The organism is uncultured Sphingomonas sp. (genome assembly GCF_964235535.1).
Lineage (GTDB): Bacteria > Pseudomonadota > Alphaproteobacteria > Sphingomonadales > Sphingomonadaceae > Sphingomonas.
Window position 1 is genome coordinate 1 of sequence record NZ_CAXSBH010000021.1, and the last position, 22,694, is coordinate 22,694.

The 22,694-nt window shown below is 68.3% G+C and carries 26 protein-coding genes; 11 read left to right on the forward strand and 15 right to left on the reverse strand.

Annotated features, from left to right (window positions below; all coding sequences use genetic code 11):
* Both ACFE7F_RS08285 and ACFE7F_RS08290 read right to left on the reverse strand, forming a co-directional pair.
* Positions 1 to 363 (reverse strand): HAD family hydrolase (locus ACFE7F_RS08285; protein ID WP_375403380.1); only part of this gene is annotated, 363 nt, incomplete at its 3' end.
* Complete coding sequence (locus ACFE7F_RS08290; RefSeq protein ID WP_375403381.1) at positions 360 to 1,019, reverse strand: YggS family pyridoxal phosphate-dependent enzyme; 660 nt, start codon at positions 1,017 to 1,019, stop codon at positions 360 to 362. The genes ACFE7F_RS08285 and ACFE7F_RS08290, both read right to left, overlap by 4 nt.
* 22 nt (positions 1,020 to 1,041) lie before the next feature.
* On the opposite strand from ACFE7F_RS08290, the gene ACFE7F_RS08295 reads away from it, so the two are divergent.
* Entirely contained in the window at positions 1,042 to 1,602 is a 561-nt protein-coding gene (locus ACFE7F_RS08295) for a thiamine phosphate synthase (protein WP_375403382.1), read from the forward strand.
* Positions 1,603 to 1,741: 139 nt separating this feature from the next.
* Here the strand turns inward: ACFE7F_RS08295 and ACFE7F_RS08300 are convergent, their stop codons facing one another.
* Positions 1,742 to 2,332, reverse strand: coding sequence for a hypothetical protein (locus ACFE7F_RS08300; protein ID WP_375403383.1), 591 nt, complete (start codon positions 2,330 to 2,332; stop codon positions 1,742 to 1,744).
* Between the two features lie 300 nt (positions 2,333 to 2,632).
* Between ACFE7F_RS08300 and ACFE7F_RS08305 the strand changes: the two genes are divergently transcribed.
* The 5 genes from ACFE7F_RS08305 to ACFE7F_RS08325 are packed head-to-tail and all read left to right on the forward strand — an operon-like array spanning position 2,633 to position 7,806.
* On the forward strand, positions 2,633 to 3,076 hold the full coding sequence (locus ACFE7F_RS08305) for a DUF3576 domain-containing protein (protein ID WP_375403384.1): 444 nt from the start codon (positions 2,633 to 2,635) through the stop codon (positions 3,074 to 3,076).
* A 10-nt stretch (positions 3,077 to 3,086) separates the two neighbouring features.
* Positions 3,087 to 5,690, forward strand: coding sequence for a leucine--tRNA ligase (gene leuS, locus ACFE7F_RS08310; protein WP_375403385.1), 2,604 nt, complete (start codon positions 3,087 to 3,089; stop codon positions 5,688 to 5,690).
* A complete protein-coding gene (gene lptE / locus ACFE7F_RS08315) occupies positions 5,687 to 6,184 on the forward strand; it encodes an LPS assembly lipoprotein LptE (RefSeq protein ID WP_375403386.1) in 498 nt (165 codons plus the stop codon). Before leuS ends, lptE begins: the two co-directional genes overlap by 4 nt.
* A gap of 10 nt (positions 6,185 to 6,194) precedes the next feature.
* Positions 6,195 to 7,208, forward strand: coding sequence for a DNA polymerase III subunit delta (holA, locus tag ACFE7F_RS08320; protein WP_375403387.1), 1,014 nt, complete (start codon positions 6,195 to 6,197; stop codon positions 7,206 to 7,208).
* Position 7,209: 1 nt separating this feature from the next.
* The gene (locus ACFE7F_RS08325) at positions 7,210 to 7,806 is read left to right on the forward strand and encodes an SOS response-associated peptidase (RefSeq protein WP_375403388.1); all 597 of its coding nucleotides are present in this window, start codon (positions 7,210 to 7,212) and stop codon (positions 7,804 to 7,806) included.
* A 38-nt stretch (positions 7,807 to 7,844) separates the two neighbouring features.
* Here the strand turns inward: ACFE7F_RS08325 and ACFE7F_RS08330 are convergent, their stop codons facing one another.
* From ACFE7F_RS08330 to ACFE7F_RS08360, 7 genes are read right to left on the reverse strand one after another with little or no spacing between them, the layout of a single operon-like run.
* On the reverse strand, positions 7,845 to 8,648 hold the full coding sequence (locus ACFE7F_RS08330) for an alpha/beta hydrolase (protein ID WP_375403389.1): 804 nt from the start codon (positions 8,646 to 8,648) through the stop codon (positions 7,845 to 7,847).
* Between the two features lie 24 nt (positions 8,649 to 8,672).
* Positions 8,673 to 9,587, reverse strand: a complete 915-nt coding sequence (locus ACFE7F_RS08335) for a ParB/RepB/Spo0J family partition protein (protein WP_375403431.1) — start codon at positions 9,585 to 9,587, stop codon at positions 8,673 to 8,675.
* Between the two features lie 5 nt (positions 9,588 to 9,592).
* Entirely contained in the window at positions 9,593 to 10,381 is a 789-nt protein-coding gene (locus ACFE7F_RS08340) for a ParA family protein (RefSeq protein WP_375403390.1), read from the reverse strand.
* A complete protein-coding gene (rsmG, locus tag ACFE7F_RS08345; RefSeq protein ID WP_375403391.1) occupies positions 10,378 to 10,983 on the reverse strand; it encodes a 16S rRNA (guanine(527)-N(7))-methyltransferase RsmG in 606 nt (201 codons plus the stop codon). The genes ACFE7F_RS08340 and rsmG overlap by 4 nt, the downstream gene beginning before the upstream one ends.
* Positions 10,980 to 12,827 carry a tRNA uridine-5-carboxymethylaminomethyl(34) synthesis enzyme MnmG gene (gene mnmG, locus ACFE7F_RS08350; RefSeq protein ID WP_375403392.1) on the reverse strand — a complete coding sequence of 616 codons (1,848 nt, stop codon included), beginning with the start codon at positions 12,825 to 12,827 and terminating at the stop codon, positions 10,980 to 10,982. Before mnmG ends, rsmG begins: the two co-directional genes overlap by 4 nt.
* 56 nt (positions 12,828 to 12,883) lie before the next feature.
* Positions 12,884 to 14,149, reverse strand: coding sequence for a tRNA uridine-5-carboxymethylaminomethyl(34) synthesis GTPase MnmE (gene mnmE, locus ACFE7F_RS08355; protein ID WP_375403393.1), 1,266 nt, complete (start codon positions 14,147 to 14,149; stop codon positions 12,884 to 12,886).
* On the reverse strand, positions 14,146 to 14,391 hold the full coding sequence (locus ACFE7F_RS08360) for a DUF6489 family protein (RefSeq protein WP_375403394.1): 246 nt from the start codon (positions 14,389 to 14,391) through the stop codon (positions 14,146 to 14,148). The genes mnmE and ACFE7F_RS08360 overlap by 4 nt, the downstream gene beginning before the upstream one ends.
* Before the next feature lie 94 nt (positions 14,392 to 14,485).
* Here ACFE7F_RS08360 and ACFE7F_RS08365 point away from each other — a divergent pair, with 94 nt between their 5' ends.
* Positions 14,486 to 15,181, forward strand: a complete 696-nt coding sequence (locus tag ACFE7F_RS08365) for a dienelactone hydrolase family protein (protein WP_375403395.1) — start codon at positions 14,486 to 14,488, stop codon at positions 15,179 to 15,181.
* Between the two features lie 8 nt (positions 15,182 to 15,189).
* On the opposite strand, the gene ACFE7F_RS08370 is transcribed toward ACFE7F_RS08365, so the two are convergent.
* The 5 genes from ACFE7F_RS08370 to hemE all read right to left on the reverse strand — a co-directional run bounded on the left by ACFE7F_RS08370 (position 15,190) and on the right by hemE (position 19,510).
* Positions 15,190 to 15,897 carry a TerC family protein gene (locus tag ACFE7F_RS08370; RefSeq protein WP_375403396.1) on the reverse strand — a complete coding sequence of 236 codons (708 nt, stop codon included), beginning with the start codon at positions 15,895 to 15,897 and terminating at the stop codon, positions 15,190 to 15,192.
* Between the two features lie 116 nt (positions 15,898 to 16,013).
* Positions 16,014 to 17,270, reverse strand: coding sequence for a transcription termination factor Rho (rho, locus tag ACFE7F_RS08375; protein ID WP_375403397.1), 1,257 nt, complete (start codon positions 17,268 to 17,270; stop codon positions 16,014 to 16,016).
* Between the two features lie 151 nt (positions 17,271 to 17,421).
* Positions 17,422 to 17,982 (reverse strand): Uma2 family endonuclease, encoded by a 561-nt coding sequence (locus ACFE7F_RS08380; RefSeq protein WP_375403398.1) that lies wholly within the window; start codon positions 17,980 to 17,982, stop codon positions 17,422 to 17,424.
* A gap of 43 nt (positions 17,983 to 18,025) precedes the next feature.
* Positions 18,026 to 18,466, reverse strand: coding sequence for a CopD family protein (locus tag ACFE7F_RS08385; protein ID WP_375403399.1), 441 nt, complete (start codon positions 18,464 to 18,466; stop codon positions 18,026 to 18,028).
* Between the two features lie 6 nt (positions 18,467 to 18,472).
* Positions 18,473 to 19,510 (reverse strand): uroporphyrinogen decarboxylase, encoded by a 1,038-nt coding sequence (hemE, locus tag ACFE7F_RS08390; protein WP_375403400.1) that lies wholly within the window; start codon positions 19,508 to 19,510, stop codon positions 18,473 to 18,475.
* Positions 19,511 to 19,817: 307 nt separating this feature from the next.
* Between hemE and ACFE7F_RS08395 the strand changes: the two genes are divergently transcribed.
* From ACFE7F_RS08395 to coaE, 4 genes are read left to right on the forward strand one after another with little or no spacing between them, the layout of a single operon-like run.
* Positions 19,818 to 20,654: a pyruvate, water dikinase regulatory protein gene (locus tag ACFE7F_RS08395; protein ID WP_375403401.1), complete on the forward strand. Its 837-nt coding sequence runs from the start codon at positions 19,818 to 19,820 to the stop codon at positions 20,652 to 20,654.
* On the forward strand, positions 20,651 to 21,241 hold the full coding sequence (locus tag ACFE7F_RS08400) for a Maf family protein (protein ID WP_375403402.1): 591 nt from the start codon (positions 20,651 to 20,653) through the stop codon (positions 21,239 to 21,241). The genes ACFE7F_RS08395 and ACFE7F_RS08400 overlap by 4 nt, the downstream gene beginning before the upstream one ends.
* Positions 21,242 to 21,271: 30 nt before the next feature.
* Positions 21,272 to 22,099 carry a shikimate dehydrogenase family protein gene (locus ACFE7F_RS08405; RefSeq protein WP_375403403.1) on the forward strand — a complete coding sequence of 276 codons (828 nt, stop codon included), beginning with the start codon at positions 21,272 to 21,274 and terminating at the stop codon, positions 22,097 to 22,099.
* Positions 22,096 to 22,686 (forward strand): dephospho-CoA kinase, encoded by a 591-nt coding sequence (gene coaE, locus ACFE7F_RS08410; RefSeq protein ID WP_375403404.1) that lies wholly within the window; start codon positions 22,096 to 22,098, stop codon positions 22,684 to 22,686. The genes ACFE7F_RS08405 and coaE overlap by 4 nt, the downstream gene beginning before the upstream one ends.
* Positions 22,687 to 22,694 lie beyond the last annotated feature (8 nt).

Here is a 22,694-nt window from a genome sequence, read left to right on the forward strand (position 1 = left end):
ATGCTCCAGATGCCGCCGGATCCACCGCGTCGAACTCGACGAGACCACCGCCCTGGGTAGATCGCGGGGAAGCGCCTCGACGAATGCCACCGCGCCCGCGACCGCTTCGATCCCGTCGCGCATCACCCGCTCGTCCTCCGCCAGCCGCGCGGTGTCGAACTCGGGCGGCAGCGCCCGGCCCATATACCGCTCCAGCCGCGCCCGGAAATCCGCCCCCGAATAGCCCATGAAATTCGCCATCGACTCCTCGGCCGTCGTCGGATGCCCGTTGGCCGTCAGCCATCCCGCGATCTGCCGGTTGCCGACATACTCGCTCTCGATCAGCACCCCGTCGAAATCGAACAGCACGGCGGCGAACCTCATGCGCGCGCTCCGAACAGCGCCGACCCGACGCGCACATGGCTGGCGCCGATCATGACCGCCGTTTCGAAATCATCCGACATCCCCATGCTTAGGCCTGCTATCCCCTCCTCGCGCGCCAACTTGGCGAGCAGCGCGAAATACGGCGCGGGTTCCAGCCCGGCGGGCGGCAGGCACATCAGCCCCGCGACCGGCAGTTCGGCCGCTCGCGCTTGGGCGATCAGCGCGGGCAGGTCCGCGATCCCGCACCCACCCTTCTGCGCCTCGTCGCCGATATTGACCTGCAAGAAGCAATCCGGCCGCCGCCCCGCCCGGTCCATCGCCTTGCCGAGCGCGCTCACCAGCGAGGGCCGGTCGACCGAATGGATCGCGTCGAACAGCGCCACCGCCTCGTCCGCCTTGTTCGATTGCAATTGCCCGACGAGATGCAGCTGCGCGTCCGGATACTCGTCCCGCAGCGCGGGCCATTTCTCCGCCGTCTCCGCTACCCGGTTCTCGCCGAAATCGCGCTGCCCCGCCTCCAGCAACGGCCTGATCGCACTCGCCGCGTGCGTCTTCGACACTGCGACCAGCGTCACGCCGCCCACGGGCCGTCCGACCGATGTCGCCGCCCTGGCAATCCGGTCGGTGATCGCGCTCAACCTGATGCCAGCCGTCATCCCGGGCCCTATAGAAGCGCCGATGCGTGCCCGATACCCCGCCCGGTGGCTCATGACCGACGAGCGGATGGGTGACGCGCTGATCCCGACGCTGCTGAGGTTGCCGCCCGGGTCGGGCATTGTATTCCGGCATTACATGCTCGCCGACAGCGAGCGCCGCACGCTGTTGGGGCAGGTACGCCGGATCGCCCGAGCGCGTCGGCTGGTACTGGTGGTCGCACGGCCCGCGCGCGTCGGCCGCGCGGACGGGGTGCACGGGACGGCCAAGGGCAAGGGGGTGCGGACCTGGCCTGCGCACGACCGGCGACAAGCAATAGCGGGCGCGCGGGCCGGGGCTGACCTGCTGTTCGTGTCACCGGTGTTCCCGACGCGCTCGCACTCAGGGGCAAAGGCGATCGGCGCAGCCGGGGCGGCGGCAATCGGGCGGGGGCTGGGGGTGAAGCTGGTCGCACTCGGCGGGATGACGGAGCGGCGTTTCAGAGCATCGCAGTGGCTTGGCTTTTCAGGATGGGCGGCCATCGACGCACTTATCTACCCTCTCCCGCCTTCGCGGGAGAGGGACAGGCGCATAGCGCCAGGGTGAGGGCAGGACCGCTTGCGAGGGGAGCACCGCCACCCGCAGCAGCGCCGCGGCAAAGCCGCGCCGTCGGTCGCAGCTACGCTACGCCGGCCGAGCTTGCGCGAGTCTTGCGCCAGCGTGGCGCAAGCCGCGCCGCGCCGCGCTAGAAGCGAAAAGCCGTCCCTAAATAAACCGCTTGGCTGTCCCGCCGATCGTCCAGCCGCGCGATCCGCTCGCGGTCGGTCCGGTACCGGACCCCCGCCGTCACATCCAGATTGCGAGTCAGCGAATAGGAGCTGCCCACATCGAGCGAATAGCTCCGCTCCCCGGCAACCAACTGCGGCCCGCTACCTGCCGCCCGGTCCGCGCCCGCCTTCACACGCGCGGTCAGGCGCGGCAGCGAATAGCTCACGCCGACCTCCGCCGACTCGCGCCCGCCGAGCCGCCCAGGTAGCTCGACCTTGGCGATGTCGCCCGACAGCGCGAACCGCCGCCAGCCAACTGCTAGACCCAGATTATACGCGATAGGGGCCAAGCCCACCGCAGGTGATGTAGCGGCCGTGCGGTCCGCATCCGGACGGTTCGCCCGTGCGCGCACCGCGACGGTCACCTCACGGCTGTTCTTCGCCTCGGCGGGCGTGAAGCGGAAACCCCGCGCCTCCAGCCCGCCCCGCGCGAACAACGCCGCCAACCGAGGGTCGGCCGAAGACGGCGTGAACGCGCCGGCACCGCGCGCCGGCGCGCGCTTCACCATCCTACGGGTCTGCTCGCTCGCAGCGGCCGCAGGCAGGGCGACGGCCCCGGCGGCGACAAGCGCCCCGGCGACGGCTCCCGCGATAATGCGGCCCCTGTTGCTCCCGATTTTCACATTTCAACACCTGTTGCGCCGCGCCGGCAATTCCAAGCACCAATAGCTTGGAGCGTTCGCGCCGCGCCCTTTTTTCGCCCAACTGTTGCTATCCCCACACAATCTGCGTCGCCAGCCCGCTCCTTGCGGCTCCGGAACCGCGCTAGTAGAGCGAGCGCAAATACCCGCTTTCCAGGACCGCCGCCCATGATCCGCCCATCCCGCCTCCTGCTCGCGCCGTTGCTGATCGGCGTGGTGCTCCCTCTCGCTGCCTGTGGGAGCGGGCGGGGTGGCGCGACCGCCGACCTCGCCGCGTCCAAGGTCACGACGATCGGCGTCAACTCGTATCTGTGGCGCGCCAGCCTGGACACGCTGTCCTTCATGCCGCTCGTCCAGACGGATTCGAACGGCGGCGTCATCGTCACCGACTGGTACGCCAACCCGCAGACCCCGACCGAGCGGATGAAGGTCACCGTCACCATCCTCGACCAGGATCTGCGCGCCGATGCGCTTCGCGTCGCCGCGATCCGTCAGGTGGCCCAGGGCGGTCAATGGGTCGCCGCCCCCGTCCAGGCCGCGACCGTCCAGAAGCTGGAGGAGATCATCCTCACCCGTGCCCGCGACCTGCGCCGCGGCGCGATGGCGAGCTGATCCCGACCTCATGACGTCACGCTTCAACGCGCTGAAGGCGGATGCGGCTTGGCAATCGGTGTGGGACGAACGCCGTACCTTCGCGGCCGACGATAACTCCGCCAAGCCGCGCAGCTACGTCCTCGAGATGTTCCCCTATCCGTCAGGGCGCATCCACATGGGCCATGTCCGCAACTACACCATGGGCGACGTCCTCGCGCGCTACCGCCGCATGACGGGGCACGAGGTGCTCCACCCCATGGGGTGGGACGCGTTCGGCATGCCCGCCGAGAACGCCGCAATGGAGAAGGGCGTCCATCCCGGCGGCTGGACCCGCGCCAACATCGCCGTGATGAAAGCGCAGCTCAAACGCCTCGGCTTCGCGCTCGACTGGAGCCGCGAACTCGCCACCTGCGAGCCCGACTATTACGGCCACGAACAGGCGCTCTTCCTCGATCTCTTCGCGGCGGGCCTCGTTTACCGCAAGGAATCGGCGGTCAATTGGGACCCGGTGGATCGCACCGTGCTCGCCAACGAACAGGTCATCGACGGCCGCGGCTGGCGCTCAGGCGCCCTCGTCGAACGGCGCAAGCTCTCCCAGTGGTTCCTGCGCATCACCGACTTCGCCGACGAATTGATCGAAGGCCTGGGCGACCTGAAAGATTGGCCCGACAAGGTCCGCCTGATGCAGGAAAACTGGATCGGCCGGAGCCAAGGCCTGCGCTTCAGGTTCCTTCTAAGCCCCTCCCCTTCAGGGGAGGGGTTGGGGAGGGGAACGCCGGCTGCAAGCGAGAACCAGGATACCCCTCGACCAGCGTTCTCCTCCCCCAACCCCTCCTCTAAAGAGGAGGGGCTTAAAAGTGTCGAAGTCTTCACCACCCGCCCCGACACCATCTTCGGCGCGAGCTTCGTCGCGGTCGCCCCCGACCACCCGATCGCCCAAGCGGCCGCCGCGAATAATCCCGAAGCAGCCGCCTTCATCGAGCTGTGCAAGCGCGGCGGCACCACCGCCGCCGAACTCGACACGCAGGAGAAGCTGGGCTTCGACACCGGTATTACAGCCGCCCACCCGTTCGACCCCGACTGGCGGCTCCCGGTCCACATCGCCAATTTCGTGCTGATGGAATACGGCACCGGCGCTGTGTTCGGCGTCCCCGCGCACGACCAACGCGACCTCGACTTCGCGCGCAAATACCACCTGCCCGTCCGCCGCGTCGTCGCCGAGGGTAACGAGACCGCCCCCGACTTCGCCGGCGAGAACGCCTATACCGGCCCCGGCCTCATCGTGAACTCGGGCTCCCTCGACGGCATGGACATCGAGACCGCCAAGCGCGCCGTCATCGCCCGCGCCGAGAGCGAGGGCTGGGGCGTCGGCACCACCGTCTACCGTCTGCGCGACTGGGGCGTGTCGCGCCAGCGCTACTGGGGCACTCCGATCCCGATCATCCATTGCGACGCCTGCGGCCCCGTCGCGGTCCCGCACGACCAACTGCCGGTCATCCTGCCCGAGGACGTGACGTTCGACGTCCCCGGCAATCCACTCGACCGCCATCCGACCTGGAAGCACGTTGCCTGCCCCTCCTGCGCCGCCCCCGCCCGGCGCGAGACCGATACGCTCGACACTTTCGTCAATTCCAGCTGGTACTTCATCCGCTTCGCCAGCCAGCCTGGCGACCGACCCTTCGACAAGGCGGCGGCCGAACGGTGGCTTCCCGTCGGTCAGTATATCGGCGGTGTCGAGCATGCGATACTTCACCTCCTCTACGCCCGCTTCTGGACCCGCGCTCTCCGTCGCATCGGCCGCCTCGACGTCGCCGAACCCTTCGCCGGCCTGTTCACCCAAGGCATGGTGACGCATGAGACCTACCGCTCAGCCGACGGCCGCTGGCTCTCCCCCGAGGAGGTGCAGGATGGCGTCGAACGCTCGACCGGCTTGTCCGTCGAGGTCGGCCGCATCGAGAAGATGTCCAAGTCGAAGAAGAATACCGTCGACCCCGAACCCATCGTCGACCAATACGGCGCGGACGCGGTTCGCTGGTTCATGCTCTCCGACAGCCCGCCCGAACGCGACCTGCCCTGGTCCGAGGCCGGGATCGAAGGTGCCTGGCGCTTCGTCCAACGTCTCTGGCGCCTGTTCGCAGACACGCACGGCGGCGAAGGCCATGACAAGCAGCTAGCCCGCAAGCTCCACCAGACGATCGCCGGCGTCGCCGCCGACATCGAGGCGCTCGCCTTCAACAAAGCCGTCGCCAAGCTTTACGAACTCGTCAACGCGATCGAGAAAGCCCCGGCGTCCGCCACCCGCGCGCAGGCCGTCCGAACCGCAATGCTGCTGGTCGCTCCCATGACGCCGCACCTCGCCGAGGAGGCCTGGGACGCCGCTGGCGAGGACGGCCTGATCGCCGACGCGCCGTGGCCCGAAATCGACCCCGCGCTCCTGGTCGCCGACGAGGTGACGATCGCGGTCCAGATCAACGGCAAGCTCCGCGACACGCTCGTCCTCCCCAAGGGCCTACCCCGCGAGGAGGTCGAGACCGCCGCGCTCGCCTCGGACAAGATCGTCCAGTTCCTCGGCGGCCAGGCCCCCCGCAAGGTCATCGTCGTTCCCGATCGGCTGGTGAACCTCGTCGCATGAAGCGGTTCGTGATCCTCCTCGCGCTCGCGCTCCCCGCCTGTGGACTCAAGCCGCTCTATGCGGGCGGCGCGAGCGGCCCCGTCGCCTCCGCGCTCGGCCCCGTCGAGATCGCCGCGATCGAGGGCCGCGCGGGCTGGTTGATGGCCAACGCGCTCCGCGATCGCCTCGGGGATGGCGGCAGCGCGCGCTACCGCCTGGACGTCCGCCTCGACGACGCGATCACCGGTCTCGGCATCCGCCGCGACGACGCCGTCACGCGCGAGCGTCGCTCGGTCCGCGCCCGCTACCAGCTCGTCGACCTCACCGACGGCTCGGTCGTGCTCGACGCCACCGCAGGCTCGGACGCGGGCATCGACGTGGTGCAGTCCGAATACGCCACCATCGCCGCCGAGAATACCGCGCTCGAGCGCCTGTCGCTGATCGTCGCCGACGAGATCGTCGCCCGCTTGGCACTCTACGCTCGCGCCAACCCGCGGTTGGAGGCCGCCCAGTGAAGGCCGCCGCGTGAAGGCCAACGCCGGCCAGATCAGGGCCGCGCTCGACAACCCCCGCCACCGCCTGATCCTGCTCCACGGCCCCGACGCCGGCCTGGCGAACGATCTCGCCGCCCGCCTCGGCCGCGCGGTCGGCGACGGGGCCGAGCGCGTCGACCTAGACGGCCCGGCGCTAAAAGCCGACCCCGCCCGCCTCGCCGACGAGGCCGCGTCGATGTCGCTGTTCGGCGACAAGCGCTGGATCCGCGTCACCGGCGCCGGCGAGGAGTCGGTTCCCGCTATAGCCGCGCTGCTGGAAGCCGAACGCGCGGGCAACCCCGTCCTCGCCATCGCCCCCACGGCCAAGGCCACCTCGAAGCTCGTCAAGCTCGCGCTCGACGGGCGCGACGCGCTCGCCTTTGCCTGCTACCCGCCGAGCGCCGCCGATCTCGAACGCCAACTGGCCCAGACCGCACGCGAGCTCGGCCTTCGCGCCGACCCTCTCCTGCTCCGCCGCGTGATCGCGGCGAGCGGCGGCGAGTCCGCGGTCGCCGTCCGCGAGCTCGAAAAGCTCGCCCTTTATCTCGACGCCGCCGCCGACCGCCCCGCCGACCTCACCTCCCAGGCGCTCGATGACCTCGCGGCCGACCGGGGTGAAGCGGAGGCCGACCGCCTCGTCGATGCCGTGCTCGCGGGCGAACCCGCCGCGCTGGGCCGAGAGCTCGCCCGCCTGCGCGAGGCGGGGGTCTCGCCCATCCCCTGGCTCCGTCAACTCCAGCGCCGCCTACTCAGCCTGGCGGCGATGCGCGCCGATCTCGACGCGGGCGAAACCGTGGACGCCGTGATGAAGCGCCACCGCGTTTTCTTCCGCGAGGAACAGGCCACCGCGCGCGCGCTCCGCGCCTGGCCCGCTGACCAACTCGCCCGCGCCCTTACCCACATCCGCGCCGCCGAGCGCGCGATCATGGCCCCGGGCAACGCCGGCCCCGTCCTCGCCGAACGGGCCGTCGAAACGATTGCCCGCGCCCAGGCGAGGCGTCGCTGACATGTGCAACCGCTACCGCATGACCGCCGATTCGTCCGAACTCGCGGCCCGCTACGGGTTCGACCTGCCGCCCAAGGTGCTCGACATTCCACCCCCCGAGCTGTTCCCCGACCGCCCGGCCTTGGTCGTGCGCGAAGACAACGGCGCCCGCACCCTCGACGTCATGAGCTGGGGGTTCCCGTTCCAGACCCCCGGCAAGACCAAAATGCTGGAAAAGCGCGTCACCAACGTCCGCAACCTGGAGAGCGGCTTTTGGCGTAATGCGCTCACCGATCCCGCGCGCCGCTGCCTCGTTCCCTTCACCGCCTTCAGCGAATACGGCCAGACCCGAGGGCAGGACGGCAAGCTACCGCTTCACTGGTTCACCGTCCCCTCGCGCCCGATCACCAGCTTTGCCGGCATCTGGCGACCCATTGGCGACGACGCGCGCGCCTACGCCTTCCTGACCTGCGAACCCAACAGCCTCGTCGCCCCGATTCACCCCAAGGCGATGCCCGTCTTGCTACATGAGGAGGACGAGCAGCGCTGGCTGAGCGGCGAACTCGGCGATCTGGTAAGCCCGTTCCCGTCACAGCTGATGATCGTCGACGCCGACTAACGCCTTGGTAGGTTATCTTCCGGCGATACGCGCCGTCTCTAACGACCGATCGACTGAAGCCAGCGCAGGATCGCCGATTGCGACCGGGGCAGGTAGGCGAGTTCATGCCCAGCCTCGGGCACCAATTCGAATTCGCCGCGCCGTGCGACCTTTACCAGCTTCGCCCCGTGAGCTGGCGCGATCAGGCCGTCGCGTCCCCCGTGCAGGATGAGCGTCGGGGCGGCGACAAGCGCCAGCTTGGCCGCATTTTCATATCGATCGCGGATGAGCAGCCGCGCGGGGAAGAACCGCATCTGCGACGCCGCCACGTCGGCGAGACTGGTGAAGCCCGAGATCAGCACCAACCCGGCGACCTCATGGTGCGTGGCCAGCTCGGTCGCCACACCCGAGCCGAGCGAGTTGCCGACGATCACGACATTTGCGGACCGTACGCCTCGATCGGCGAGCCACCGCATCGCGGCCGCGCCGTCGCGGTACAAGCCTTCCTCGCTCGGCGATCCGGAGTTCCCGCCATAGCCCCGATATTCCGGCAACAGCAGCCCATAGCCCTCCGTCGCCAACGCGCGCGTGGCCATGATCGCGCCACCCAAGTCGTCGCCATTGCCATGAAAGAAGACGATTACGGGACGCATCCCGACGGCCGGCCGATAAAGTGCGCGGAGCCTCAGTCCGTCGGTCGTAGCTAGCCGGGCTTCCTCGAACGGCGACGGATCTTCTTTCGAGACGAAGACCGCGCGAGACGCGGGATAGATCAACCTTCGCTGCATGCCGAACAGCATGACCGTCGCCGTGACATACAGCGTGCCTGCGATCCCGAGCGCGATCAGGAGGGTCCTACCCAACCGCTCGTCGAGTAGCCGCCTCGCTCAAATTCCCTCGCCCGTCAGCCGCTGGCATACCATGTCCAGCTGATCGAGCGTCGCATAGCCAAGCGTCAGCGTACCGCCGCTTTCCCCGTGCGCGATCCTGACCGAGAGGCCGAGCAGGTCGGCAAGCTGGTTTTCAAGCGCCGCGACATCGCCGTCGGCGGCCGGCGTCGGACTCTTCGGCCCGCCGCCGACCGGGCGTGAGGGCCGCTCGGGCGCGCCCTTCGCGCCTCGCGCCAGCTTCTCCGTCTCACGCACCGACAGTCCGCGCGTCGCCACCTCGCGCGCCAGTTCCTCGACCTCGCGCGACCCGAGCAGCGCGCGCGCATGGCCCATGCTGAGCGCACCCTCGACCACCATCGCCTGCACGCTCTCGGGTAGTTCCAGCAGCCGCAGCAGGTTTGCGACATGGCTTCGCGATTTATGGACGATCTTGGCCAGCGCCTCCTGCGTGTGTCCGTACTCGCCCGATAGTCGCTGATACGCCAGCGCCTCCTCGATCGCGTTCAGGTCCTGGCGCTGGATGTTTTCGACGAGCGCGATCTCCAGTGTCTCGGCGTCGTCGAACTCGCGCACCACGACGGGCACTTCGGTCAGCCGAGCCCGCTGCGCCGCTCGCCACCGCCGCTCGCCAGCGACGATCTGGTACGCGCGCCCGTGCGGCCGGACCACGATCGGCTGGATCACCCCGCGCGCGGCGATCGATGCGGCAAGCTCGTCGAGCGCCGCATCGTCGAACCGCCTGCGTGGCTGGTCCGGATGAGGTGTCATCGCGCTCACCGGCAGCATGCGGACGCCCGGCGACGTGTCGCGCCCATCGCCCGTGATCGGCTCCTCGCGCGCGAGATCGCCGAGCAGCGCGTTCAGCCCGCGGCCCAGCCCCCCGCGCCGCTTGCCCGCCCCCTCCTTTGCGATCTCGCTCACTCGGCCGCTTCCACCTGCGCGTGGACCGGAAGGCGTCCGATCAGCTCTCGGGCGAGCGCGATATAGGCTTGGCTTCCCGTGCAGCGGTGATCGTAGATCAGCGCCGGCAGCCCGTGGCTCGGCGCTTCAGACAACTTGACGTTGCGCGGGATCACCGTGTCGAACACCACGCGTCCCAGCACCGACCGGACGTCGGTCGACACCTGCTCGGTCAACCGGTTGCGCCGATCGAACATCGTCAGCGCGACGCCGACGATCGACAGGCCCGGGTTGAACCGGGTGCGGATGCGATCGACGGTGGTCAGCAATTGGCTCAGCCCCTCAAGCGCGAAGAACTCGCATTGCAGCGGTACGAACAGCGAGTCCGCCGCCACCATCGCGTTGATCGTGAGCAGCCCAAGTGATGGCGGGCAGTCGATCAGCACAATGTCGTATCCTCGCCTAGATCGCTGCAGCGCTCGGTCGAGCCGGTGAGTCCGCTCGGGCATCTCGACCAGCTCGATTTCCGCGCCCGACAGATCCTGCACGGCGGGAACCAAGTCGAGCAATGGCACAGGCGTACGCATCGCCGCCTCGTCGATCGTCGTCGCCCCCAGCAGCACGTCGTAGCTCGACCGCAAACGCTGAGACTGCCCAATGCCGAGGCCAGTCGACGCGTTACCCTGCGGATCGAGATCGATCATTAACGTCTTCTTGCCCGTTGCCGCCAATGCCGTGGCAAGGTTGATCGCGCTGGTCGTCTTGCCGACGCCGCCTTTCTGGTTGGCGATCGCGATGATCGTCATCGGCCGAACGCGCCTCGCAGCACGACGATCTGGGACTCGGCATCGGTCAAGCTTTGTTCCACGTGAAACACCCGCGCATGCTGGGACAGTCCGGCCAGCTCCTCCGCGCTTACCCGCCCGCGCGGCAACAGCCAGACCGTGTCGCGTGATGCCACGTGCCGGGCCGCTTCCACAAGCGCCGCAATCGACCCGACCGCGCGCGCGCTGATTGTTTTCGCACGCTCGGCGACCGCCTCCACCTTGCAGGCGTGGACGGTGACATGCGGCAGTCCAAGCGAGGCTGCGGCCTCCTCCAGGAATGCGGCGCGTCGTCGGCGGGGCTCGACCAGATGCACCGCCGTATCGCGCACGATCGCTATCGCCAGCCCGGGGAAACCCCCGCCCGTGCCGATATCCAGCCATGCCCCGTCGGCGGGCGCGAGATCGGCAAGCTGAAGCGAGTCGACGATGTGCCGCGACCAGATGCCCGCCACCGTCGAGGGTGCGATCAGGTTTTGTCGTGTGGTCTCGTCGGCGATCATCGTCGCCATCTCTTCGAGTTTGCCCGCGACCTGCGCGTCGAACCGGTCGGCGACCCAGCCTCGCGCCTCGTCCTCCGTCACGCCGCTCGGCGTCCGTCCGCCCGTTTGGCATGCAGCAGAATCGCCGTGAGCGCGGCCGGCGTCACGCCGCGCACTCGGCCGGCAGCGGCTAGGCTGTCGGGCGACGCCGCGCTCAGCCGCTCCACCATCTCCGTCGAAAGCCCTGTGACCGCCTGGTAGTCGAGCGCGGTCGGCAGCGGATGATCGCCCCGCGCCCGCTCCGCCACCTCGGCTGCCTGCCGCTCGAGGTGAGGCGCATAGCGGGCATCCTCGATGATCTCGGTGACCACGTCCGGGTCGATGCCGATCTCGCTACCCGGCGCGACATCCTGAAGCACGACCGTCGGGATGCTCAGCCAGCCCCAGGCCGATCGCCGCGCCCCGTCGCGCGAGACGCGGACTTCGTTAGCCGCCAGCCCCGACGCGGTTCGCGTCACCTCCAGCCGCTCGCGGAACTCCACGCGCTCCGCCTCGCGCACGTCCAGATGCCGCAAGCGTTCGTCGGACAAGCATCCCAGCCGTCGCCCGATCGGCCCCAGTCTCGTCTCGGCATTGTCGGCGCGCAACGACAAGCGGTACTCCGCCCGCGCGGTCAGCATCCGGTACGGCTCGGTAACGCCGTGAAGTGTCAAATCGTCGATCATCACGCCCAGATAGCTCGTCGCGCGGTCCGGCAGATACGCCTCGACCCCAATCGCCGCCGCCGCCGCGTTCAGTCCCGCGACGATCCCCTGCCCCGCCGCTTCCTCGTACCCGGTCGTACCATTCACTTGCCCCGCCAGAAACAGTCCCGGCACTACCCGCACCTGCAGGCCCCGCCCGAGCGAACGTGGGTCGATATGATCATACTCGACCGCATAGCCCGGCACCGTGATGGTCGCTCGTTCCAGCCCCGCGATCGATCGCACCATCGCCTCCTGCACGTCGACCGGCAGCGAGGTGGAAATGCCGTTGGGATAGACGACGTGATCGTCCAGCCCCTCGGGCTCCAGGTTGATGCGGTGGCCTTCGCGGTCCCCGAACCGGTGGAGCTTATCCTCGATCGACGGGCAGTAACGCGGTCCCGACGCCACGATCGCTCCGTCGAACAACGGCGAGCGGTCGAGCCCCGCACGGATGACGTCATGGGTGCGCGCGTTGGTCCGCGTCACCCCGCACGCAATCTGCGGCGGACGCGTATGGCGGTCGCTCATCGGCGACATCGTCCAGACCTCGGCGTCCGACGGCTGCTCGGCGACCCGCGCCCAGTCGATCGTGCGCCCATCCAGTCGCGGCGGCGTTCCCGTCTTCAGCCGCGCCATCGGCAGCCCCAGGCCGCGAAGCTGAGTGGCCAGCGCACCCGCCGGCCGCTCCCCGATCCGCCCGCCCGCCATCCGCTCATCGCCCCGGAACATCCGTGCCGCCAGGAATGTCCCCGCCGCGATTACCACCGCCCGCCCGCTCAGCGTCGATCTGTCGGTGAACATCACGCCTGCAGCGACACCACCCTCGATCAGCAACGACGCGACCTCGCCCTCGACCACCCGCAATCCCGGTTGCGCCTCGATCATCGACCGCACCGCCGCCGCGAACAACCGTCGGTCGGCCTGCACGCGCGGGCCCCGCACCGCCATCCCTTTGGACCGGTTCAGCATCCGGTGATGGATCGCGGCCGCATCCGCCGCTCGTGCGATCGCCCCATCCAAAGCGTCGACCTCGCGGACGAGATGCCCCTTGCCCAATCCGCCGATCGCCGGATTGCACGATAAAGCGCCGATCGTCCGCCGGTCCATCGTGACGAACACCGTCGTCGCTCCCCGCCGAGCACTCGCCAGCGCTGCCTCGACGCCCGCATGTCCTCCGCCGATGACGATTACGTCGCTCATCGGGACGTCATACTCACCCTAACCTATGCGGTCAAAGTTGTTCCACGTGGAACAACTTACTTTCCGATACAGAACCGCCCGAACAGCGCATCCAGCATCGCCTCGGTGGCATCCGCTCCCGTGACTCGCGCCAGCAGCACGCGCGCTTGGCGAAGCCGTTCCGCCAGGAGCAACGGGTCGTCCTCACTTACCAGTTCGGCTGCCGCCTCTCCCGCCAACGCCCGCTGTCTCTCATTCAGCGACGGCCGGTCCTCCTGCGGCAGCAATCCAGCCGCCCGCGCCGCGATCACACGCCATAACGTCGCAATCGTCCCGGGCTGCGTGCTGGAGGTGACAACATCCACACCTTCCGGCGGCTCTCCCCGACCTGCCGCATCTGCCCGAGCCCAAACCCACACCGCCTCGCCCGGCGGTGCGTCATCGCCCAACCATACAACGATATCAGCTACTTGCGCCGCTGCCCGCGCCCGCTCCACCCCCATCGCCTCAATGGGATCCGCGCTCGCCACGACCAGCCCGGCCGTGTCGGCCAGCACATACGCGACACCTTCGCCAACAACCGGCACCTCGATCACGTCGCGCGTAGTCCCCGCGACCGGCGACACGATCGCCGCCTCGCGCCCGGCAAGCAGGTTGAGCAGCGTCGACTTGCCCGCATTGGGCGGCCCCGCCAGCACCACACGCAGCCCATCGCGCAACCGCTCGGCCGCCGGTCGCGCGAGCACCTCCTCGATCTCCGCCCGCAGCGCCGCGACCGCCCTTCCCGTATCGCCCAGATCGACCGCGACATCGTCCTCCTCCGCGAAGTCCAGGGCCGCCTCCACCTCCGCCGACAGCGCAAACACGCGCTCGCTCCATCCCCGAACCAGCGTGCTCACCATGCCCTCGGCCGCGCCGATCGCCTGGACGCGCTGCGCCTCCGTCTCCGCCGCAAGCAGGTCGGCGAGCCCTTCCGCCTGCGCCAAGTCGATCCGCCCGTTTACCAGCGCCCGCCGCGTGAACTCCCCCGCCTCCGCACGTCGCAGGCCGAGCGCCGCCAACGCCTGCTCGACCACCGCCACCACCGCCCGCCCGCCATGCAGATGCAGCTCGACCAAATCCTCCCCCGTCGCGCTGTCCGGCCCCGGGAACACCAGTACCAACGCCCGGTCGAGCAGCCGTCCTTCGCCGTCGCGGAGCGCCCTGAGCGCGGCCCGCCGAGTTTCCGGCAATCGGCCCGCCAACGCCCGCGCCGTATACAGCGCCCCAGGCCCGCTTACCCGCATTACCGCGATCGCGGCCGGCGGTCGCCCGCTCGACAGCGCGTATATCGTATCGCTCACTGGCCGGGCTTGGCTCCGGCCCCGTTTCCGGCCTCGAACAGCCGCCGCCAGAATGTCAGGCCCGCCTCGCCCATCGGCGCCCAGCTCTTGAGCATGCCCTCCAGCATCTCCGGCTTGATCCCGCCCTCCACCATCTCGCCCAACCGCGCGACGTACCGATCATGGAGCGGCGTCAAGTCCGGCAACCCGACCGCGCGCCGCGCCTCCTCGGGAGTGATGTCGACATCGATCGTGACCTTCATGCGGGAAACCCTCTTGAGCGCCGCCGGAGAGCCCGGCATTGACGGCCACCATGCGCGCGGACACGCCCCGCCCGCAACAGCCCCGGAGCATCCCATGACCAGCATCACCGTCGCGACGTCGGACGGCTCGGCCAGCTTCGACGCCTATCTCGCGCAACCAGCCGGCGCTCCCCGCGCCGCAGTGATCGTCATCCAGGAGATCTTCGGCGTCAACGAAGGCATCCGCCGCAAGTGCGATACGCTGGCGCAGGCGGGCTATCTTGCGCTCGCTCCCGACCTGTTCTGGCGTTTGGAGCCGGGTGTCCAGCTGGATCCGGATGTCGAACCCGAGCTTCAGCGCGCATTCGGCCTGATGAACCGCTTCGACCAAAATCAGGGTATCGCCGACATCGAGGCCACCATCCGCGCAGCCCGTATCCGAGTGGACGGCGGCAAGGTCGGCGTGGTCGGCTACTGTCTTGGCGGTCGCCTCGCCTTCATGACTGCGGCGCGCACCGACGTGGACGCCAGCGTCGGCTATTACGGTGTCGGCCTGGACGGCCTGCTCGGCGAGAAGCATGGCATCGCCAACGCGCTCCTGCTCCACATCGCCAGTGAGGATCATCTCGTCCCCAAGGACGCGCAGGCGGCGGTCCATGCCGGCCTCGACGACCATCCCCGCGTCACGATCCACGACTATCCCGGCGAGGACCACGGGTTCGCCGCCGAGATGGGGCGGCGTCGCTCCGAACAGGCGGCTGGCCTAGCCGACCAGCGCACCACCGAGTTCTTTGCGCGTCACCTCGCCTGAGCCGTCACTCACGCGAACAGCGTGGTGATCCCGATCTTGGGGTCGATCGCCCCGTCATAGATCATCTTGCCCGCGACATAGAGTATGACCACCAGCCCGACATAGGCGATCCAGCGATACCGCTCGATATACCGGGCGATCAAATTCGCCGCCAAGCCCATCAGCGCCACCGACAGCACCAGCCCGATGATCAGGATGCCCGGATGCTCGCGCGCCGCGCCCGCCACCGCGAGCACATTATCCAAGCTCATCGACACGTCCGCGAGCGCCACCGCCCAAGCCGCGCTCGCGAAGCTGCGCGCCGGGCGGATATTCTCGACACCGTCCTCGGTCGGGCGGCTGTGATGCAGCTCGCGCCACATTTTCCACGCCACCCACAGCAGCAGCAGCCCACCCGCGAAAATCAACCCGACGATGCCGAGCAGCCACGTCGCGATCAGCGCGAAGCCGATCCGGAGCACCAAGGCGGCGATGATGCCTATCAGGATCACTTTCTTGCGCTGCTCGTCGGGGAGCCCCGCCGCCAGCGCGCCGACCACGATCGCGTTGTCGCCCGCCAGCACGATGTCGATCAGCAGGACCTGCCCGAACGCGGTCAGCCGCGACGCTTCGGTGATGTTGGCGAAGTCGCCGAGGGCGAGCTGCCACATCTCGGACAAGGAGGGCGCGGCGGCGGTGGCCGCGGCCGCTCCGGCGGTGAGGAGGGTCAGGATCATCAGAGGCGCTTAGCGGGGGAACGCGCCGCGGCAAAGCCGCGTCGTCGGTCGTAGCTGACGCTATGCCGGCCGAGCTTGGGCGTGTCTTGCGCCAGGGTGGCGCAAGCCGCCCTGCGCTACTGATTCATACTGTCGAAGAACACCTCGTTCGACTTCGAGTCCTTCATCTTGTCGAGCAGGAACTCCATCGCGTCGATCGTCCCCATCTGCATGAGGATACGACGCAGGACCCACATCTTGGACAGCTTGGCCTTGTCGACCAGCAGCTCCTCCTTGCGCGTTCCCGACTTGCCGACATCGAGCGCCGGGAAGATGCGCTTGTCCGCCACCTTCCGGTCCAGCACGATCTCCGAATTGCCCGTGCCCTTGAACTCCTCGAAGATCACCTCGTCCATCCGGCTGCCGGTATCGATCAACGCGGTGGCGATGATCGACAGCGATCCGCCCTCCTCGATGTTGCGCGCCGCGCCGAAGAAGCGCTTGGGCCGCTGGAGCGCGTTGGCGTCCACGCCGCCCGTCAGCACCTTGCCCGAGCTCGGCACTACCGTGTTGTAGGCGCGCCCGAGCCTGGTGATCGAGTCGAGCAGGATCACCACGTCGCGCTTGTGCTCGACAAGCCGCTTGGCCTTCTCGATCACCATTTCGGCGACTTGGACGTGGCGCGTCGCAGGCTCGTCGAACGTGGAAGAAACCACCTCGCCCTTCACCGACCGCTGCATGTCGGTGACTTCCTCCGGCCGCTCGTCGATGAGCAGCACGATCAGGAACACCTCGGGATGGTTATCCGTGATCGCCTTGGCGATGTTCTGGAGCAGCATCGTCTTACCGACCCGCGGCGGCGCTACGATCAGCGCGCGCTGGCCCTTGCCCTGGGGAACCACGATGTCGATCACCCGCGCCGACTTGTCCTTGACCGTCGGATCGACCTGGTCGAGCGTCAGTTTCTCTTCGGGATAGAGCGGCGTCAGATTGTCGAAATTGACCCGGTGCCGGACGACGGACGGATCGTCGAAATTGACGGAGATCAGCCGCACCAGCGCGAAATACCGCTCGCCGTCCTTGGGCCCGCGAATCTCCGCCTCGACCGTATCGCCAGTCCTGAGCCCGAACTTGCGCACCTGGTTGGGCGAGACGTAGATATCGTCGGGCCCCGCCAGATAGTTCGATTCCGGCGAGCGCAGGAAGCCGAACCCGTCGGGCAGCACCTCGATCGTGCCCAAGCCCATGATCTCGTCGCCGTTATCGGCCTGCACTTTCAGGATCGCGAACAGCAGGTCCTGCTTCCGCAGCGTCGACGCCCCCTCGACGCCCAGCTCCTCGGCCATCCCCACCAGCTCGGCGGGCTTCTTCGATTTCAGGTCTTTGAGATGCATGCGGGGTCTGCCGACAAGGGATCGGGGAAAAGCTCGGGTTCGCGAAAGACCGCGTGTTCGAAGCTGGCGCGCGAAGACGGAGGACCCGCCTGCGGTTACATCAGGATCTAAAAGGAACCGCCGCGCTCGTCAAGGCGGACGCGGGTCGGGCTCAATCCCGCGCGAAGATCTCTACGTGGGGAATAACCAGCCCGAGCGCCGGCACCGTCAAATCCGCGGGCTCCTGATACGTTCGATCCGACCAGGCATCGGGCCCGGTTCGCTGCAACACCCTCATCCGCTCGGCGAGCGGATCGACGAAAACGATCGTGTCGATGGTCGGCACGAGCCGATATTCGCTCAGCTTCACGCCCTCATCCTCACGACGCGTGCTCGGCGAGAGGATCTCGATTGCGACCTTGGGATCGTCCAGCGCTTTAGCCTCGTCGGACGTGTCCCGGTCGCCGCCGCAATCGATGGATACGTCGGGGTAGCGCACCGAACCGGAATGGGTGCGGATGGCCATGTCGGACCCGAACGGACGACACCCCGATCCACGAAGCGCGCGGCGAAGGAACCCGTAAAGATTCATCTGCACCCGGGCATGGGCCACCGTGCCGCCCGCCATCATGCGGATCACGCCGTTATCCAGCTCCGCCTTCACGTCCGACCCGAAATCGATCCGCAGGAACTGTTCCGCAGTCAGCAGGACGAGTTCAGGTTGTGTGGCCATATCTTCGCTTACTCCAGACCACGTCGCGCGGGAAGCCGAAGCCTCAAGGCTTCACGATCGCCAGCACCACGATCACCGCGATCAGCAGCGCGGGCGCCTCGTTCGCCAGCCGCAGGCGCTTGTTCGTCAGCGTCGGCTTCCCCGCCGCGAGCTTGCGCGTGTAGCCTATCGCCCATCCGTGATAGCCGAGCAGCAACGCCACGAACAACAGCTTGGCATGCAGCCAGCCCTGCCCCCAAGCCCCCGACATCGTCGCCAGCACCACCCCCAGCACCAGCACCACGATCATCGCCGGAGTCAGGATGATCTTGCGCAACTTGCCCTCGCGCTCCACCCAGCGGGCCGCGTCCGCCGTGTCGGCCAGGTTCTCCTGATGATACACGAGGTAGCGCGGGAGCATGAACAGCCCGGCCATCCAGTAGATCACGAAGATCAGATGCGCCGCCTTGATCCAGTCATACGCCACCGATAGCCGCTCCCACATCCCGTATCAGCCCCGCACGTCGCGCCGCACCCTGGCGATCAGCCGTTCGACATTGGCGATCGGCGTATGCTGACCGATGCCGTGGCCCAGGTTGAACAGATGGGGCCGCTCCGGAAACGCCGCCAGCACCCTGTCCACGCCGCGGTCGAGCGTCTCGCCGCCGGTCAGCAGAGCGAGCGGATCGAGATTGCCTTGTACCGGCATTCCCGCCGGCAGCGCCCCGTCCGCCCAAACCGGATCGACGGTCTCGTCCAGCCCGATCGCATCGGGCGCGACCCCGGCGGCGTAGGCGGCCAGCTTGGCCCCCGCACCCTTGGGAAAGCCGATGATCGGCACCCCCGGGCACCGCTCGCGCAGGCGCGTCACGATCTCGGCGTTGGGCGCGATCACCCACCGCTCGAACTGTTCGGGGCTGAGCGACCCCGCCCAGCTGTCGAACAGCTGCACCGCCTCGACCCCAGCCGTGATCTGCCGGGCGAGATACTCGACCGTGAGTTCCAGGATCGCGCCCACGATTTCCGCGAACGCCGCTTCGTCGCGGTACGCGAAAGCGCGCGTCTCACCCTGATCCTTCGATCCCGACCCGTTCACCATATACGTCGCCACGGTCCAGGGAGACCCCGCAAAGCCCAGGAACGTCGTCTCGGTAGGCAATGCCCGCGCTACCCGCGCGACGGTCGCGTAGACCGGCTCCAGCCGCTCGGGCGCCCGTTCCAACGCACCCAGCGCGTGATCCACCAGCGGCGGCGTCAGCCGCGGTCCCTCGCCCACCCCGAAGCTGAGATCCTGCCCGAGCGCCCACGGCACCATCAAAATGTCCGAGAATAGGATAGCCCCATCGAACCCGAACCGCCGGATCGGCTGCAACGTCACTTCCGCCGCCGCTTCCGGATCGGTCGCGAGCGCGAGGAAACCGCCTTTTTCCGCCCGAAGCGCGCGATATTCGGGCAGATACCGCCCCGCCTGCCGCATCAGCCAGATGGGCGGTACATCGAGCCGTCGACCTTCCAGCACGCCGAGCAACGGTTTCAACGACGTGGGCAAACCGGGAGCTTCTCTCTTCTACCTAAAGAAAATCTTAAAAAGGTTGTGATGATAGTGGTCGCGTTGGCGACGGGGATTAAGCTGGCCTCCCCGGTTTGCCAACAGCCGCGAGCGGTTATCCACACGGGGATGCGCGTGAGTCCGACGACCGTCCCCGTTATCCACAGCCGGTGGACGATTGCTCCACCTGTGAACGAGCCTGTGGACCGACGCGGACTTGTCCACTGCGGATCGCCCGCTTGGCGGAAACCGCCGGTTCCGCTACCCCCCGTCCCCGGCTTATCCACAGATCGGTCCCTATCTTCACGTGACACGGCTCCACCTCCACCTCCTGTCGGACTCGACCGGCGAGACGCTGGAGAACATCGCCAAGGCCGCGCTCGCCCAGTATGACGCGGTCGACACGATCCGCCATTTCTGGCCCATGGTCCGAACCGAAGCGCATCTGGAACGCATCCTCCAGGAGATCGCGCAGAATCCCGGCCTCGTCATCTTCACGCTCGTCAACCAAGCGACGCGCCGCACCCTCGAACAACGCTGCCGCACGCTCGGGCTTCCCGCGGTCGCACCGCTCGATCCCGTCAACGACGCGCTCTCCGCGCTGCTCGGCCAGCAGGCCAAGGCGCGTCCCGGCCGTCAGCACGTCCTCGACGCGGCCTATTTCGCGCGCGTCGACGCCATCCAATTCACGATCGCGCATGACGACGGGATCGGTCAGGACGAGTGGGAGGAGGCCGACATCATGCTCGCAGGGGTCAGCCGCTCGTCCAAGACCCCCACCTCGATCTACCTCGCCAACCGCGGCTACAAGGTCGCCAACATCCCCGTCGTGGTCGAAAGCCCGCCGCCCCGCTCGCTCTACGCGCTCCGCCGTCCGCTCATCGTCGGCCTGACCACCAGCGCCGACCGCTTGATCGCCATCCGCCGCAACCGCCTCCTGTCGCTCAACCAGGCCACGGAGACGAGCTATGTCGAACAGGAGTCCGTCGCCCGCGAGATCGCCTTCGCGCGCCGTATGTTCGCCGATAACGGCTGGCCCGTGATCGACGTCACCCGCCGCTCGATCGAGGAAACCGCCGCGGCGATCATCGCGCTCCTGAACGACCGCGGCGGGACCACCGACAGCATCGAGGGCGTCGCGTGAGGCTGATCCTCGCCTCGCAGTCTCTTTCCCGCCGCGCCATGCTCGCCGCCGCCGCGGTGTCGTTCGAGGCGATGAGCCCGCAGGTCGACGAGGACGCCGCCAAGGCGGCGCTCGGCCGGGAACGCCCCCGCGACCTCGCCGACGCGCTAGCCGAATTGAAAGCGGTCAAATTGTCCGCGCGGTTCCCGGACGCGCTCGTGCTGGGCGGCGACTCGCTCGTCGCGCTCGACGACGGAGCGGTACTCGACAAGCCTTACAGCCGCGAGCAGGCGGCCAACCACCTCGCCCGTATGTCCGGCCGCGTCCACCGGCTCTGGAGCGCCGCCGTGATCGCGGAAGGCGGCCGCCCCGTCTGGCGTCACGTCGAGTCGGCGGAAATGTCGGTCCGCCCGCTGTCCTACAGCTTCATCGACGCGTATCTCGAGTCGGAATGGCCGGCGATCGCGGGATGCGTGGGCTGCTACAGGATGGAAGGGCTCGGGGTGCAGTTGTTCTCGCGCGTGGTCGGATCGCACTTCACCGTGCTCGGCATGCCGTTGCTGCCCGTGCTCGACTATCTCCGCGTCCGCTCCGTCCTTCCCGCGTGACGCGCGCGTACGCGTAGGGGTGTGACTTTCATGACTTTCTACGCTCCCGGCCGATCCTACGCCGAAGTGATCGGCGATCCGATCTCCCATTCCAAGTCGCCGCTCATCCACGGCTTCTGGCTCCACGCGCTCGACCTCGACGCCGATTACCGCGCCGCCCGCGTCGCGCCCGCCGATCTCGCCGCTTATTTCGCGTCCCGCCGCGCCGATCCGGACTGGCGCGGATGCAACGTCACGGTCCCGCACAAGCTCGCCGCGCTCGACCATGTCGAAGACCGGGGCGATATCCGCACTACGATCGGCGCGATCAACCTCGCCATGCGTGCCGAGGACGGCGCGCTGATCGGGGCCAACACCGATGCGGGCGGCTTTTACGCGCCAATCGCCGGCTTCGACTTCGCGGGCAAGCCGGTGGTCGTGATCGGCGCGGGTGGCGCGGCCCGCGCGGTGCTGTTCGCGCTGGCCAAGATGGCGGTCGGCCCGGTCACGGTCCTGAACCGCACGCCGCTGAAAGGCGCGGCGCTGCTGTCGACCTTCGGGCTGAAGGGCCGCGCGCTGCCTCTCACCGCCCCGCTCCCGCCCGCGGCGCTGCTCGTCAACGCCAGCCTGCTCGGCATGACGGGCCAGCCCCCGCTCGAGATCGACCTGACCCCGCTTCCCGAGGAGGCGGTCGTATACGACCTCGTTTACGCCCCGCTCGAGACCGACCTCCTCGTCCAGGCGAACGACCGCGGGCTGGAAACGGTCGACGGACTCGAAATGCTGGTCGCCCAAGCCGCGCTCGCCTTTGAACTCCTGTTCGGCGTCGAGCCCCCGCGCGAACGCGACGACGAGTTGCGCGAGCTGCTGACGGCATGATTACGATCGGCCTCACCGGCTCGATCGGCATGGGCAAATCCACCGTCGCCGCCATGTTCGCGGAAGCCGGACTTCCCGTCTTCGACGCCGACGCCACCGTCCACCGGCTGCAGGGCCCCGCCGGTCGCGTCGTCGCCGCGATCGAGGCGGCATTCCCGTCGACCACCGGCCCAAGAGGCGTGGACCGCACCGCGCTGGCCGAGGCGGTGCTGGGCGACGAGGCGGCGATGCGGCGGTTGGAAGCGATCGTCCACCCCGCCGTCGGCGAGGAACGCGCCGCTTTCCTGACGGCCAACGCCGACGCCCCGCTTATCTTGTTCGACGTCCCGCTCCTGTTCGAGACCGGCGGCGACGCCCACGTCGACAAGATCGTCGTCGTCTCCGCGGCACCGAAGATCCAGAGCGCCCGCGTCCTTGCCCGCCCCGGCATGACCTCGGCCAAGCTCGAGGCCATACTCGCCCGACAACTGCCCGACGCTTCCAAGCGCGCCCGCGCCGACTTTGTCATCGCGACCGATGTCACACTCGAAGAGACCCGCGCCGCCGTCGCTCGCGTGGTCGCTTGCCTACTGCCCGACAAAGACTGATATCGTTC

What these genes read in the sequence shown, in the direction of transcription:
- ACFE7F_RS08370 (WP_375403396.1), bottom strand. Translation starts at nt 15,897, where the DNA reads ATGATCCTGACCCTCCTCACCGCCGGAGCGGCCGCGGCCACCGCCGCC.
- ACFE7F_RS08325 (WP_375403388.1), top strand. Translation starts at nt 7,210, where the DNA reads ATGTGCAACCGCTACCGCATGACCGCCGATTCGTCCGAACTCGCGGCC.
- rho (WP_375403397.1), bottom strand. Translation starts at nt 17,270, where the DNA reads ATGCATCTCAAAGACCTGAAATCGAAGAAGCCCGCCGAGCTGGTGGGG.
- ACFE7F_RS08300 (WP_375403383.1), bottom strand. Translation starts at nt 2,332, where the DNA reads ATGGTGAAGCGCGCGCCGGCGCGCGGTGCCGGCGCGTTCACGCCGTCT.
- ACFE7F_RS08295 (WP_375403382.1), top strand. Translation starts at nt 1,042, where the DNA reads ATGCGTGCCCGATACCCCGCCCGGTGGCTCATGACCGACGAGCGGATG.
- ACFE7F_RS08365 (WP_375403395.1), top strand. Translation starts at nt 14,486, where the DNA reads ATGACCAGCATCACCGTCGCGACGTCGGACGGCTCGGCCAGCTTCGAC.
- ACFE7F_RS08405 (WP_375403403.1), top strand. Translation starts at nt 21,272, where the DNA reads ATGACTTTCTACGCTCCCGGCCGATCCTACGCCGAAGTGATCGGCGAT.
- coaE (WP_375403404.1), top strand. Translation starts at nt 22,096, where the DNA reads ATGATTACGATCGGCCTCACCGGCTCGATCGGCATGGGCAAATCCACC.
- ACFE7F_RS08380 (WP_375403398.1), bottom strand. Translation starts at nt 17,982, where the DNA reads ATGGCCACACAACCTGAACTCGTCCTGCTGACTGCGGAACAGTTCCTG.
- ACFE7F_RS08290 (WP_375403381.1), bottom strand. Translation starts at nt 1,019, where the DNA reads ATGACGGCTGGCATCAGGTTGAGCGCGATCACCGACCGGATTGCCAGG.
- lptE (WP_375403386.1), top strand. Translation starts at nt 5,687, where the DNA reads ATGAAGCGGTTCGTGATCCTCCTCGCGCTCGCGCTCCCCGCCTGTGGA.
- ACFE7F_RS08360 (WP_375403394.1), bottom strand. Translation starts at nt 14,391, where the DNA reads ATGAAGGTCACGATCGATGTCGACATCACTCCCGAGGAGGCGCGGCGC.
- mnmG (WP_375403392.1), bottom strand. Translation starts at nt 12,827, where the DNA reads ATGAGCGACGTAATCGTCATCGGCGGAGGACATGCGGGCGTCGAGGCA.
- ACFE7F_RS08305 (WP_375403384.1), top strand. Translation starts at nt 2,633, where the DNA reads ATGATCCGCCCATCCCGCCTCCTGCTCGCGCCGTTGCTGATCGGCGTG.
- ACFE7F_RS08385 (WP_375403399.1), bottom strand. Translation starts at nt 18,466, where the DNA reads ATGTGGGAGCGGCTATCGGTGGCGTATGACTGGATCAAGGCGGCGCAT.
- ACFE7F_RS08340 (WP_375403390.1), bottom strand. Translation starts at nt 10,381, where the DNA reads ATGACGATCATCGCGATCGCCAACCAGAAAGGCGGCGTCGGCAAGACG.
- leuS (WP_375403385.1), top strand. Translation starts at nt 3,087, where the DNA reads ATGACGTCACGCTTCAACGCGCTGAAGGCGGATGCGGCTTGGCAATCG.